The 13,810-nt window shown below is 61.8% G+C and carries 11 protein-coding genes; 3 read left to right on the forward strand and 8 right to left on the reverse strand.

Annotation, left to right across the window (positions count from 1 at the left end; all coding sequences use genetic code 11):
- Window positions 1-22: 22 nt before the first annotated feature.
- The 6 genes from ACLEIV_RS06120 to ACLEIV_RS06145 are packed head-to-tail and all read right to left on the reverse strand — an operon-like array spanning window position 23 to window position 5,767.
- Window positions 23-1,423: an FAD-dependent oxidoreductase gene (locus tag ACLEIV_RS06120; protein WP_410455775.1), complete on the reverse strand. Its 1,401-nt coding sequence runs from the start codon at window positions 1,421-1,423 to the stop codon at window positions 23-25.
- The gene (locus ACLEIV_RS06125) at window positions 1,410-1,742 is read right to left on the reverse strand and encodes a (2Fe-2S)-binding protein (RefSeq protein WP_410455776.1); all 333 of its coding nucleotides are present in this window, start codon (window positions 1,740-1,742) and stop codon (window positions 1,410-1,412) included. Before ACLEIV_RS06125 ends, ACLEIV_RS06120 begins: the two co-directional genes overlap by 14 nt.
- Window positions 1,720-2,847, reverse strand: a complete 1,128-nt coding sequence (locus tag ACLEIV_RS06130; protein ID WP_410455777.1) for an NAD(P)/FAD-dependent oxidoreductase — start codon at window positions 2,845-2,847, stop codon at window positions 1,720-1,722. The genes ACLEIV_RS06125 and ACLEIV_RS06130 overlap by 23 nt, the downstream gene beginning before the upstream one ends.
- A 52-nt stretch (window positions 2,848-2,899) precedes the next feature.
- On the reverse strand, window positions 2,900-3,901 hold the full coding sequence (gene dctP, locus ACLEIV_RS06135) for a TRAP transporter substrate-binding protein DctP (protein WP_410455778.1): 1,002 nt from the start codon (window positions 3,899-3,901) through the stop codon (window positions 2,900-2,902).
- Between the two features lie 17 nt (window positions 3,902-3,918).
- On the reverse strand, window positions 3,919-5,217 hold the full coding sequence (locus ACLEIV_RS06140) for a TRAP transporter large permease (protein WP_410455779.1): 1,299 nt from the start codon (window positions 5,215-5,217) through the stop codon (window positions 3,919-3,921).
- On the reverse strand, window positions 5,210-5,767 hold the full coding sequence (locus ACLEIV_RS06145; protein WP_410455780.1) for a TRAP transporter small permease: 558 nt from the start codon (window positions 5,765-5,767) through the stop codon (window positions 5,210-5,212). Before ACLEIV_RS06145 ends, ACLEIV_RS06140 begins: the two co-directional genes overlap by 8 nt.
- Window positions 5,768-5,929: 162 nt before the next feature.
- On the opposite strand from ACLEIV_RS06145, the gene ACLEIV_RS06150 reads away from it, so the two are divergent.
- The gene (locus ACLEIV_RS06150) at window positions 5,930-6,874 is read left to right on the forward strand and encodes a LysR family transcriptional regulator (protein WP_410455781.1); all 945 of its coding nucleotides are present in this window, start codon (window positions 5,930-5,932) and stop codon (window positions 6,872-6,874) included.
- An 18-nt stretch (window positions 6,875-6,892) separates the two neighbouring features.
- Here the strand turns inward: ACLEIV_RS06150 and ACLEIV_RS06155 are convergent, their stop codons facing one another.
- On the reverse strand, window positions 6,893-9,196 hold the full coding sequence (locus ACLEIV_RS06155) for an FdhF/YdeP family oxidoreductase (protein ID WP_410455782.1): 2,304 nt from the start codon (window positions 9,194-9,196) through the stop codon (window positions 6,893-6,895).
- Window positions 9,186-10,010 (reverse strand): formate dehydrogenase accessory sulfurtransferase FdhD, encoded by an 825-nt coding sequence (gene fdhD, locus ACLEIV_RS06160; protein WP_410455783.1) that lies wholly within the window; start codon window positions 10,008-10,010, stop codon window positions 9,186-9,188. Before fdhD ends, ACLEIV_RS06155 begins: the two co-directional genes overlap by 11 nt.
- Window positions 10,011-10,160: 150 nt before the next feature.
- Between fdhD and ACLEIV_RS06165 the strand changes: the two genes are divergently transcribed.
- On the forward strand, window positions 10,161-11,045 hold the full coding sequence (locus ACLEIV_RS06165; RefSeq protein ID WP_410455784.1) for a LysR family transcriptional regulator: 885 nt from the start codon (window positions 10,161-10,163) through the stop codon (window positions 11,043-11,045).
- A gap of 159 nt (window positions 11,046-11,204) precedes the next feature.
- A complete protein-coding gene (locus ACLEIV_RS06170) occupies window positions 11,205-13,724 on the forward strand; it encodes a putative bifunctional diguanylate cyclase/phosphodiesterase (protein ID WP_410455785.1) in 2,520 nt (839 codons plus the stop codon).
- Window positions 13,725-13,810 lie beyond the last annotated feature (86 nt).

Consider the following 13,810-nt stretch of genomic DNA (forward strand, 5'->3'; position numbering starts at 1 on the left):
AGTCCGGGCCCGGCGGTCGGTGTTACGATTGGTTTTGGTCGGTTTCGCCCAGGCTGGCCAGTTCTTTCAGGGTCAGCGGCTTGATCGGCGAGCGGATGCGGTAATAGCCTACCTCGGCCGGCGTGGTCTGCCGGGTGTCGGCGATAAGTTGCGCCACCGTCAGGCCGCACATACGGCCCTGGCAGGGACCCATGCCGACCCGGCTGAAGGCCTTGGTCTGATTGGGACCGGTACAGCCCTGTCGTGCAAAACGGCGAATATCACCGGCGGTGACTTCTTCGCAGCGGCACACCAGCGTCTCGTCGGCCGGGGTGAGAAACTCTCCGGCAGGCTGGTAGAGCACGTCGAGAAAGGGGCGGATCGCCAGTACCGGGGCCAGGGCCCGGCGCACCGGTGTGGCCAGCCGATCCCGAGAGATCGGATTCTGTCTGCCCAACTGGTGGGCAATTTGCCAGGCGGCCAGGCGGCCGGCCTGTTCGGCGGCCACGGCACCGCCGATACCGGCGCCGTCACCGGCGATGAAGATACCCGGAACATCGGTCTCGCCCCAGGGATCGGTGTGCGGGCGCCAGCACAACTGTTGCTCGTCCCACCGGTGGTCGATGCCGATGGCCCGGCTCAGCTGCACATTGGGCACCACGCCCTGGTGCACCAGCAGGCTGGTGGCATCCAGGGTCTGCTCTTTGCCCTTGTGGGTGAAGCGCACCCGGGCCAGCTTGCCGTGGTCACCGGCTTCGGCCTTCAGCCCGCTTACCCGGCTCAGGCAGGGTACGCCCGAGCCTTTGAGTCGGGCCATGTAGTCGAGTCCCTTGAGCAGCATTTTCCAGCCGCGCAGGGCGCCGCCGAAATGACGGGCGGCCCTGAAATAGTTCTTTCTGGGTGTGGTGTCTAGCACGGCGGCGATGTCGACCCCGGCTCTGTGCAGCTGCAATGCTATCAACAGCAACAGAGGGCCGCTGCCGGCCAGCACCAGGGGGGCCGGGGGCGTCAGACCGCTGGTCTTGAGCATGATCTGGGCGGCGCCGCAGCTCATCACCCCGGGCAGTTGCCAGCCGGGAAAGGGCACCGGACGCTCCTGGGCGCCGGTGGCCAGCAGGATTCTGCCCGCCCGCAGGGTACGGGCCTGGCCCCGGGCCGACAGCCGGACTTCCCGCTCGTGAGTGATTTCCCAGACGGTGGCGGAAGAAATGTAGTCCACCCCGGCCTGGTGGAAGGGGGTCAGCAGCCGGCGGCCATGGTAATAGTCCTGGCCCAGTATGCGTTCATCCAGCGGCGCGGGCGCCGAGATGGCGCGGTATATCTGGCCACCGGGAGCGGCCTGTTCGTCCAGCACGGCAACGGTCAGGCCCTGTGCGGCGGCGGCAGTGGCCGCGGCCATGCCTGCCGGACCGGCGCCGACGATCACCAGATCATACTGCTTCATGGAAATCTCCTTCTGTCAGCTCACGGGCCCCGGACTGGCGGTGTATCTTCATGCCGTCGGTCACCTGCACCATGCAGCCCTGCACATTGGCCAGGCCATCGACTTCCACCAGGCATTCGAAACAGACCCCCATCATGCAATAGGGCGCGCGGGGGCTGGCGGACACCGGTGTGGTGCGCGACGGCACGGCACCGGCGGCCAGCAGGGCGGCGGCCACCGAGTCGCCCTCGCGGGCGGTGAAGGGCCGGCCGTCGATTTCCAGGGTGACTGACCCGGCGGGGGCGGTGGCCAGGCGGTTAAAGGGGGAATCGGTCTGCACTGAACGCCTCCAGGGAAATGTCTGTGTCTTTGCCCAGCAGCCAGTCGACCAGGGGGCCGGCATGTACGGCACCCAGAGTCACGCCGCTGTGGCAGGTCACCACATAGGCGCCGGGATATTGGCCCGACTGCTGATAGATGGGATAACCGTCCGGGGTCATCACCCGCAGGGCGCCCCAGGCTCGGATCAGTCGCACCTTTTCCAGCACCGGATACATGCGGATGGCGCGGGCGGCAATCTTGCCGATTTCCTCGGCGGTGGTGCCGGTATCCAGGCCCACGTCTTCCTTGGAATCTCCCAACTGCACCGTGCCTTCGCCGGTCTGGCGCACATGGCCGGTGGGATAACCGATAAAGGGCTTGAGCCGCTCGGTGATCAGCACCTGGCCGCGATTGGGCTCCACCGGCGCATGCAGGCCCAGTTGCGGCGCCAACGTCTTGTTGCCGAGGCCGGCGGCCAGTATCACCTTGTCGGCCTGCAGGCGGTGGCCATCCAGTATGATGTCGAAGCCGCCGGTCTGCCGGGGCCGGATATGCTGTACCGGCTGGCCGTTTATCAAGCATCCGCCGTGCAGTTCAAAGGCCTGGTGCAGGGCCCTGAACAGCAGCAGGGGGTTGAGGTGACCGTCCATCGGAGACCAGGTGGCACCGGCGATATCGGGCCCCAGTGCCGGTTCCTTTTCCCGGGCCTGTTCGGCGTTCAGCACCTCGAAGGGATAGTCGCCGTCGGCTTCCTGTTGCATCCTGGCCAGCATCTCGGCCCGCAGTTGCAGGCTCGGTTGATCCAGGCAGACATAGAGGCCGCCGTCTTGCCGCAGCTCGATATCGATGCCGGTATCCCGCTGCAGGCTGGCGGCCAGTGCAGGCCAGAGTTGGGCCGACAGTCGGGAAAGCCGGGCGTAAGCGGGGCAGGTGTCACCCTTGCCCTGCACCCAGACCAGGCCGAAGTTGCCGCGGGAGGCCCGCAGCGCCTGATCGCCTTCGTCGAAGACGGTGACCCTTTTGCCCTGGCGCAGCAGGCCATAGGCCAGGGACATGCCCACCAGACCGCCACCGATAATGGCCACATCGGTCTCGTTGCGGCTGGCATGGTTGCGAACCGACATCCTGTTCTCCTTTGGAAAAATGAGAGCCGGGCCCGGCCGGGCCCGGATTGTGTTACTTGAACTGGGTCAGCACCTGCTCGGCCCAGTCATTGCCGATATCTTTCATGATCTCGGGCCAGATCTGTTCACGGGCAACATCGGCATAGGCATCGATGTTGGCATCGCTCACCTCAACGATGGTGGCGCCGGCATCGGCCAGGCGCTGCTCATAGGAAGCCTGATCGGCCTGGGCCGACTCCCAACGACGCTGTTCGAAGGCCTGGGCGGCCTGATCCAGGGCGGCGCGTTCTTCGTCATCCAGATCCGCATAACGCTCGGCGTTGATCTGCAGGAACCACACCTCGAAGTGGGTGTTGAGCGGCACATAGGACTTGGTGACGTCGCGGAACGAGGCGTAGTAGCCCTCGGCACCCGAGCCCATGACGCCGTCCACCACCCCGGTCTGCACCGCGGTAAAGGCCTCGGAGAAGGGCAGGGGCGAGCCGATGAAACCGGTGTTGTCGGCCAGTAGCTGGAACGACTTCATCGGCGGCACCCGCAGTTTGACGCCCTTGTCATGGTTCGGATCCTGGACCTGGTCCACGTCCCGGTTGAGGGCAATGCCGCCGAAGTACACCGGCCAGGCGGCCAGCACCTTGATGTCCTGCGCCTGATACAGCTCGTCTATGGTGTTGCGCAGCGGTGAACCGGGGGTATAGGCCTCACGGGCATCGGTCCAGTTCTTCACCATATAGGGCATGTAGATAACCTGAAAGCGCTTGTCGGCGCCGGCAGAAGGCGGCTGTACCGCCATGTCGATGGCGCCCAGGCTGACTCGCTCCTGTACCACCGTATAGTCGCCGAGGGCGTTGGCCGGGTAGACCTTGAGCTTGAGGTCGCCGTCGGTGGCGGCCTTCAGCTCGTCGGACAACTGGTGCACGTCCTGGTCGATGGCGGTGCCCTGGGGCCGCACATGGGAAATCTTGAGGGTAGTGGCCTCGGCGGCGGTGCCGGCCAGGGTCAGCGAGAGCAGCAGACTCTTGGCCAGGGTGCTGTATTCAATCCGTTTTTTCATTGTGTTCTCCTTGAGGATCAGTAGCCAAACAGGGCTGGAATATATTCGGACAGATCGGGCCATACCGAGACCAGCACCACTACCGGCAGGTAGCCGAACAGCAGCAGTATCATGGCCGGCTTGATCAACTGGGTGAAGGGCACCTTGCCGATGCGCGCGCCCATGTAGAGGATGCTGGCATAGGGCGGAGTTACGCCACCCATGGCGGTGTTGACGCCCATGATGGCGGCAAACTGGATGGGGGTGACACCCAGGGCAGACATCAGCGGCAACAACAGAGGCGCCGTCAGTATGATGGCGGTGACGTCGTTGACCACCATGCCGATCAGGAATAGAAAGAGGTTGATCATGATCAGCAGCAGCACCTTGTCGGTGGTGATGTCGAAGATGGCATCCACCAGCGCCTGGGGAATGTCTTCCATCACGTAGATCTGGCTCAGCATCAGGCTGAACAGCACCATGATCAGGATGGCACCGACCGCGGTGGCAGACTCCTTGCCGGACTCGATAAAGCTGCGCCAGGTCAGGCCCTTGTAGATCATGAAGCCAACGGGAATGGCATAGATAACGGCGATGGCCGCGGCCTCGGTCGGAGTCATGATACCGCCGTAGATGCCGCCCAGTATGATCACCGGCATCAGCAGCGCCGGCAGGGCGTGTACTGTGCGGGCGGCGCCTTCGCGGATGGCCTCGTTGAAGGGCTTGGGATCGTCCAGCACCAGCGGGAACTTGCGCGCCATCACCAGGTTGACCAGGGCGAAGTTGAACATGATCAGCAGGCCCGGCCCCAGGGTGGCGAGGAAGCTGGCCAGAATAGAGGTTTCGGTGACCCAGCCGTAGACGATCATGGTAACGCTGGGCGGGATCAGCAGACCCAGAATGGAGGAGTTGGCGATCAGCGCGGTGGCGTAGGCGCGGGGATAGCCCTGACGCTCCATCTCCGGGATCAGCAGCGGGCCTATGGCGGCGATGCCGGTGAGGCCGCTGCCGGATATGGCACCTATGATGGCGCAACTGACCGACGCCACCACACCCAGACCACCGCGAATGCGGCCGACGAAGAGGTTGACGAACTTGAGCAGACTGCCGGCGATACCGCTGACACTCATCAGAGTGCCGGCAAACACGAATAGGGGCACCGCCAGCAGCACAGGGGTGGCCAGCTGGTTAAAGCCCCACAGCATGGTGCCCTTCATGGTGGCGCCTCCCGCCAGGCTCATCACCATCAGGCCGGCGCCGAAGCAGTAGGGTAACGGCACGCCTATGGTGAGCAGGATCACCAGTACGGCAAAGGCCAGAATCGCAATTTCAACCATGGAACTTCTCTCCTTTCTGTTCTTCCGTGAGCAGCTTGAACTCGGTCACCTCGGACGGCTCGGGAATGGTGTCGACCCGGTGGGCCTCGCCGCCGGCCAGCAGGATGCGCAGATGTTTCAGCAGGTGCCAGCCTACATACAGCGTCATCACCACCAGCCCCAGAAACAGGGCGGCTTCATAGATAATGGTGGGAATGTAAAGCGTCGGGCTTTCTTTCCAGACCCGCTTGGCATACTTGAAGTAGTCCCAGGCCCACCAGGTCAGCCAGCCGGAGATGGCCAGGCTGATGGTTTCGGAGATCACCGCCAGCCAGTGCCGGGCCCTGTCGGTCTTGAGGAACACCTCCAGTACATTGGCACGGATCTGGGTGTCTTCCCGGGAGGCATTGACCGCCCCCAGTATGTAAAGCCAGATGGTGGGGATCAGCGCCATTTCCTCCAGCCCCATCAGTGGTGTTTCAAACACATAACGCGAGACCACCTGCACGGCCTGAAATCCGGCCACCGTGGTGATCAGCAGGGTCAGTGTGTACTTGAATACCGTTTCCATATCCTTGTCCTTGTTCGGTTCACCTGCAGCAATCGGTGTTTTCACTTTTTCTGCCTGTTGTTCATTTTGCATTCACAAAGTGATAACAACAAATCGTTTTGAGTGGCCTTTGTATAACGTAATGTTATCTTGTAGATATGGCAGCATTCAGAGAGCGAGACCATGGCCAAGTTAAGTTATCGACAGGTGGAAGCCTTCAGGGCGGTGATGATCGCCGGCACCACCACGGGAGCGGCGGAACTGCTCTACATTTCGCAGCCGGCAGTAAGCCGCTTGCTCAACGACTTCGAGGTGGCGGTAAAGATCAAACTGTTCGAGCGCCATCACAAGCGGCTGGCGCCCACCCCCGAAGCCCTGTTGCTGTTCGAGGAGGTCGAGCGTTCTTTCGTCGGTATCGATCGGCTGGCGAACATGGCGGAAGAGCTGCGTGACTTTCAGCGTGGCAGCCTCAAGGTGGCGGCCATGCCGGCCATCGCGCTGGGCTTTCTGCCCCGGGTGATGCAGAAATTCGGTCAGCATCATCAGGGAGTGAACCTGACGCTGCAGGTGCGCAGTTCCCAGCAGGTGGCCGACTGGATTGCGACCCAGCATTTCGATGTCGGTATCGGCGCCATCAATGTGGCCGATCCGGCGCTGGCGGTGGAGATACTGGGTGAGGCGGCCCTGGTCTGTGCCCTGCCGGCGAGCCATCCACTGGCAGAAAAGGAGGTAATAGTGCCGGAGGATTTGCGGGATCAGCCCTTTATTTCACTGGGGCCGGAGCAGAGCGTACGCTACAAGGTGGATGAAGCATTTGAAGAGGCCCGGGTCAGCCGGCAACTGGTGTTCGATACCCAGTTGTCGCACGTGGCCTGTTCCTTTGTTGATGCAGGCTCAGGGGTGGCGTTGGTCGATCCGATCACCGCCCTGCATTTTTCGTCTGCCAACCTGGTATTTCGTCCCTTCGAGCCCTGGGTGTCGTTTTCGTACCATTTGCTGTATCCGGCCCACCGGGCGCGCTCCCGGGCCACCGAAGAATTCAGCCAGCTGCTGCAGCAGGAGCTGGCATTGCTGGTGAAGCGCTCCGATGGGCTGTTGCGGCTCAAGGAGCGGGCCCGCACCGCTTAATCGTCCGATGTTCGGGTATCAGAGGATTCTCGCCGCCTGCTGCTTGCGGATCAGCACCGGAATCGACTTGGAGGTCGGCGTGTCGCTGCCGTCGCCGACACTGTGCAGCGGCACCAGGGGGTTGGTTTCCGGGTAGTAGGCCGCCACGTCGCCGGGCGGAATATCGTAGGCCACCACCTTGAAACCGCCGACCCTGCGCTCGGTGTCGTCCTGCCAGACGCTGATCAGTTCGACCCAGTCCCCTTCTTTCAGCCCCCGGCGCTTCATCTCGTCCGGGTGCATGAAAATCACCATGCGCTGACCGTATACGCCCCGGTAGCGATCATCCATGCCATAGATGGTGGTGTTGTACTGATCGTGGGAACGCAGGGTCTGCAGGGTAGAAAGCATGCCCTGGGCCCTGGCGGTAATGGCCTCCGGGATCAGGCTGGCAGGCAGGGCGTCGGCTCCAAAGTTGGCCTTGCCGTTACTGGTTTGCCATTGATAGCGGGCGGCGCTGTTGCCCAGATAAAAACCGCCGGGCTGTTGCAGCCGTTCGTTGACCTGCTCGAAGCCGGGAATGGTGGCGGCGATATGGTCGCGAATGCGGTCGTAGTTATCGGCCAGTGCCTGCCAGTCTAGTGGTTGCGAGTCCAGGGTGGCCCGGGCGATACCGGCGATGATGGCGGTTTCCGAGCGCTGGTGCGGACTCCTGGGGGTGGCCACGCCTTCGGAGGCATGCACCATGCTGAAGGAGTCTTCCACCGTGATGAACTGGGAGCCGCTGGCCTGTATATCTTGTTCGGTGCGGCCCAGGCAGGGCAGGATCAGCGCCTCTTTACCGGCCATGACATGGCTGCGGTTGAGCTTGGTGCTGATCTGCACCGTCAGCGCGCAGTTGGCAAGGGCCCGGGCGGTGACGTGGGTGTCGGGTGCCGCGGCGGCGATATTGCCGCCCAGCGCAATAAACACCTTGGCTTCGCCGTCCAGCATGGCCTGAATGGCAGCCACCGCATTGTGGCCCGCATTGCGGGGCATGGGATGCTTGAAGTGTTGTTCCAGTCGGTCGAGAAAGGCGGCATCGGGCTGTTCATTGATACCGACGGTTCTGTTGCCCTGCACGTTGCTGTGGCCCCGCACCGGGCACAGGCCGGCCCCCGGCTTGCCGAGCTGGCCGCGCAGCAGTTGCAGATTGGTGAGCTCCCGAATCGTGGCCACCGAATGCCTGTGCTGGGTAATGCCCATGGCCCAGGTGACGATGACGCGCCCGGCACCGGCATGCACCTCGGCCGCCTGGGTGATTTGCTCCCGGCTCAGACCCGACTGCCCGGTGATCTGTTCCCAGGATGTGGCGGCCACTGCTGCGATATAGGTGTCCAGCCCCGAGGTATGCCGTGCGATGAAGTCCCGGTCGAGCAGGCCGGCTTCGCCCCGGGCCAGAGCCTCGGCGTCCCATTCCAGCAGGCATTTGGCCATGCCGCGTATCGCCGCCATGTCGCCGCCCAGTCGCGGGCAGAAATAGTGGCTGGAAATACGCGAGTCTTTCGGCGTCAGCATCTCTATGGGGCTTTGCGGATCGGCAAAACGTTCCAGGCCCCGTTCCTTCAGGTTGTTGAAGGTGACGATGGCGGTGCCGTTACGGGCGGCGTTGCGCAGGCTGTGCAGCATACGCGGGTGGTTGGTGCCCGGGTTCTGACCGAACACGAAGATGGCATCGGCTTCGTCGAAGTCTTTCAGGGTAACGGTGCCCTTGCCTACGCCGATGGCCTGGGTCAGGGCCACGCCGCTGGCCTCGTGGCAGAGGTTGGAGCAGTCGGGAAAGTTGTTGGTACCAAAGGATCGGCCGAACAGCTGATAAAGATAGGCGGCCTCGTTGCTGGCCCGGCCCGAGGTATAGAGCTCCAGCTGATCCGGGTGTTCCAGTGCCTGCAAGTGGCGGGCGACCAGGGCGAAGGCGTCGTCCCAGGAGATGGGTTCGTAGCAGTCGCTGGCTCTGTTCAGGTACATGGGCTGCTCGATGCGGCCCTGATATTCGAGAAAATAGTCGCTCTGGCGCCGCAGCCGGCTGATCGGGTGTTGCCGGAAAAAGCCGGGAGTCACCTGTTTGGCCGTGGCTTCCCAGCTGATGGCCTTGGCGCCATTCTCGCAGAAAGAAAAGTGCTTGCCCTGTTCGTCGCCCCAGGCACAGCCGGGGCAGTCGAAGCCCTTGACCTGATTGGCCCTGAGCAGGTTGCGGATATTGGCTGCCGGTTTTTTGCTGCCGAACACGAAGCGGGTGGTGGAGGCCAGGGCGCCCCAGCCACCGGCCGGGCCCTGATAAGCCTTGATTTTCTTAGTTTTCATGGTGATGTCTGGTTTCTTGGTCGTGTGCTGTGATTGACGTGGAGTAAAGCCGCGGGCTCTGCTTGCGTGGCAGATGCAGCAGGTTGAGACCGGCCTCTTGGGCCTGACGTACCGCCAGACCGGTGGGGGCCCCCAGGGTCACCAGGGTGGGCTGGCCGGCCCGGCTCATTTTCTGAACCAGCTCAATGCTGCAGCGGCTGGTCATCAACACCATGCCGGGGGCGCCGGGATGCTTCTGGTGCAACAGGGTGCCGATCAGCTTGTCCAGGGCGTTGTGCCGGCCCACGTCTTCACAGGCGTGCAAAATCCGACCGTCGAGATCGGCGAAGAAGGCCGCATGCAGGGCGCCGCATTCCCGGCCCAGTGGCTGCCAGTCCGGCAACTGCCGATGCAGTTTTTCCAGTGCGGTGACTGATGGCAACGGGGCCGCCGGCAGGCGCGGCAGCCCGGGCAGGGCCTGAGCCAGCGATTCGATGCCGCACAGGCCGCAGCCGGTGCGCCCGGCCAGGCTGCGTTTGTGTTCTTTCCAGCGATAATGGGCGCCATTGCCCAGGGTCACCTGGGCTTCGAGGGCGTCGGCTTGCCGATGGAATTCCAGATCGTGGATTTCTCGCGGGTGCCTGATGATGCCTTCGCTGACCAGAAAGCCGGTGATGAACTCGTCAAGCTGACAGGGGCTGACCATCATGACTGCATGGCTGACACCGTTGAGCAGTATGGCCAGCGGCACCTCGTTGGCCAGGGCATGGCTGTCCCCGGCGGTGGTGGCCACATAATGATAACCGGGTAATGTTTCGGGCTGACGGTGAGACATCACAACACTCGCGAAGGCAGTTGAATCGTGATCCTCAGTGTAAACAGTCGTCGGGCCGCAATCTAATCGAAAGACTCGATATGATGAAAGATGTAATCTATCAAAATGGGCTCCATTCATATCGTTTAGTGATTGAAGGACGAAAATATCATGGACATCAAGCAACTGAATTATCTCTGTGCCCTTGAGCGGGAGCGACACTTCGGCCGGGCGGCGCAGGCCTGCTGTATTACCCAGCCGACGCTGTCGATGCGTATCAGGCAACTGGAGGATGAACTGGGCATTGCCCTGGTACGCAGGGGCAAGCAGTTCGAGGGCTTTACCCCGGAAGGCGAGCGGGTACTGGCGAGGGCCCGCAACCTGCTGAGCCAGTACGACAACCTCAAGCTGGAGGTGGAGGCGATGAAGGGCAGTCTCACCGGCACGGTGCGGCTGGGGCTGGTGCCGTTAAGCTGCATGGATCTCAGCCCTATACTGGCGCTGTTGCGCCGGCGTTATCCGGGCCTGAGCTTCGAGGTCAACGACATGACCGCGGATGCCATACTGCAGGGCCTGGAAAACAACAGCCTGGATATCGGTGGCGGCTTTTTCGAGTCCGAGGTGCTGGCGCGGTTGAACAGCCTGGCCCTGCCGGAGCAGGGGGTCATGGTGGCTTTTGGGCCTGCCTGGCGCGAGCGGATACCATTGAAGCCGACGCCGGCCGATTTGGCACAGCTGCCCCTGTGCCTGCCGAAAACCGGCATGTATTTTCGCCATTATCTGGAAAGAGTATTCGATCTGCAGGGAGTCACGCTGCAGCCGATGCTGGCGTCCAATTCGGTGTATCGGCTGATGCGGGCGGTGCATTCCGACCTGGGGTGTGCGCTGATCCCGGCCGGCAGTGCCTTGTTTACCGAGTTGCCGGGGGTCGAGAGTCGGCCTCTGACCTTGCCGGTCATGAACCGGCTTGGTGCCCTGGTGATGCGCAGCGATGAGCATGCCAGCCTGCTGGCCAGGGGTTTCTTTGATGTGGCCAGGGAGCTCTGGCAGCCATAAGTTACGGCGCACAGGGTATGCGATGATGTTCTATGATTGAGGACTGAGCTGGCTGTTTTCATACACCTATGGTGATTGAGCAGCCTGAACTATGTTGGCGGTGGGGGTATGGTGGGCCAGGACGGCCTGCTCCCCGATAAGGCGGTAACCAGGATGAGCATGGATATGCGACTAAATCAGGAGCAGGACGAGCTGCCGGGCAGGGAGCTCGATGTTGTTACCGAAGATGCGCCGGACTGGCACCTGCTTTGTGCGCAGGCGGCCAGCGAGGCGGGCGCGGAGCAGGCCTGCTTTGTTTTTTTTCAGGATGATCCGCAGGCCCCGGCTCAGATGGTGGGCCGCCGCTTCCGGTCCGCGTGGCAGGACAAACACTGCCTGACCGTCTGGCAACAACAACGATTTTATTGCGCCCTGACCGGCGGCGATATCGGCTTCGATACCAACACTTACTGTCATTATCTGGCGGTGCCTGTGTCGCGCGGGCAGCTTCGCGGGCTGCTGTTGCTGGAATACCTCGAAACACCGCCTGTTCTGGTGCCGTCCCGGCGCCGGGGCCTCGATATTCTGGCCACACATGGTGCCCTGTTGTGGCGCGAGCGGGAGCGGAATGCCCATCAACGTAGGCGGGAGAGCTCCTCCCGGCGTTTGCTGAGGCGGCTCAAGGGACTGTTCAGTCAGGTTCCCATTCTGATCAACGGTTTCAATTCCCAGGGGCGCTGCATCCTGTGGAATGACGAATGTGAGCGGGTATTTGGCTGGAGCTTCGACGAGTTGCGACAGCATCCGGCACCCATCAGCCTCTTCTATCCCGATCCGGAAGAGCTGCGTCGGGTGATGGAGACTTTCGGTACCCATCACAGTTCGGAATTTCGGGAGTGGCGTCCCTTTGATCGGAAAGGCCGCCGTCTGACTACCCAATGGGCCAACATCATGCTGCCCAACGGCGATATGCTTTGCGTAGGACACGACATCAGTGAGCAGAAGGATATCGAAAACCAGTTGCGGTTGGCGGCCAGTGTATTCGAGTTCAGCTACGACGGCATCATGCTGACCGATGCCGGCAACCATGTTACCCATGTTAATCCGGCCTTTACCCGCATTACCGGTTACCTGTCCGAGGAGGTGGTGGGACGTTCTCCGGACCTGCTGCGGACCGAGGGCGATGAAGACGGCTTTGTCGACGAGCTGCGTCGACACCTGAAAACCCGGGACTACTGGCAGGGTGAGTGCCACTGCCGGCGCAAGAATGGAGAGGCTTATTCGTTGTTGCTGGCGGTTTCCGTTGTCCGAGATGATGAGGGGCAGGTGCTGCATCACGCGGCTATTTTCTCCGACATCACCTATTTGAAAGAACACGAAGCCGAGCTCAAACGGCAGGCCTGCCACGATGTGCTGACCCGGATACCAAACCGGCTGTTGTTCGGCGAACTGCTGGATCGGGCCATTTCCTCGGCCCGGCGGAGCGAAGGCCGGCTGGCGGTCTGTTATCTGGATCTGGACGGATTCAAGCAGATCAATGACAGCCGGGGGCACGCGGCCGGTGATCGCTTGTTGATCGAAATAAGCACGCGACTGGGCCTGATTACCCGCAGCTGTGATGCGCTGGCCCGACTGGGAGGGGACGAGTTCGCCCTGCTGTTTACCGGGCTGCACAATGATCTGGAATGCGATGAAATTCTGGACCGGGTGCTGGCCGTGATTAATGAACCTCTGGAGTTGGATGGCGAGCGGGTCCGGGTATCGGCCAGCATAGGCGTGGCTCTGTATCCTCAGGATGCAGATGACGCCGAGTTACTGTTGCGCCACGCGGATCAGGCCATGTATCAGGCCAAGAAGCAGGGCAAGAATGCCTATGTGTTCTTCGATGCCGAATTGCATCTGCATGAGCATCAGCGACAGCAGCAACTGACACAATTGATCCATGCCTTCCGGGAAGGTGAATTTCTGCTGTACTACCAGCCCAAGATCGACCTGACGAACAGGAGGATGATAGGGCTGGAAGCCTTGTTGCGTTGGCAACATCCCCAGCGGGGCATAGTGGCGCCGGCGGAATTTTTGTCGATTATCATCGGCAGCGCCATGGAGTTCGATCTGGGACGTTGGGTGATAGAGCAGGTACTGAAACAGATGACGTACTGGTGTCGGCAGGGGATGGAATACCGGATCAGTTTCAACGTCAGTTCCGGCCAGTTGATGCATCCGGACTTTATCGATGAGCTGACTCGATTGCTGGCCTTGTATCCGATGGTGTCGCCTTCACTGCTGGAGCTGGAGTTTCAGGAAGGTGCCGTGCTGGCCGATCTTCATGGCGCGGTTGCCGTACTGGAGCGGTGTCGGTTGTTGGGATTGAGCATCTCGTTCGACGACTTCGGCACCGGCTATTCTTCGTTGTCCCACCTCAATCGGCTGCCGGTCGATATCATCAAGATTGATCGCCGTTTCATCTGTGACCTCTTGTCGAATGCCCATGATGTCAGCATGGTGGAAAGTGTGGTGCAACTGGCCGCAGCGCTGAGGATGGCGGTGATTGCGGAGGGCATGGAACAGTCTGCGCAAGGCGATCGGCTGCAGCAGCTCGGCTGCCACTATGTGCAGGGTTATGGTATCTCCCGCCCCATGCCGGCGGAACAGGTCGAGTCCTGGTTGCAGGCATGGAACGACAGGCTTCCGCCGCCTTGATGCCGATCCCATTCAACATCCGATATCTATTGATGGCTATGGTTCCTGAGGCAACACAACGGACTCCCACGACACGCCATGGTGCG

The sequence above is a fragment of the Oceanisphaera submarina genome, from assembly GCF_046521305.1.
In the GTDB taxonomy this organism is placed as follows: domain Bacteria; phylum Pseudomonadota; class Gammaproteobacteria; order Enterobacterales; family Aeromonadaceae; genus Oceanimonas; species Oceanimonas submarina.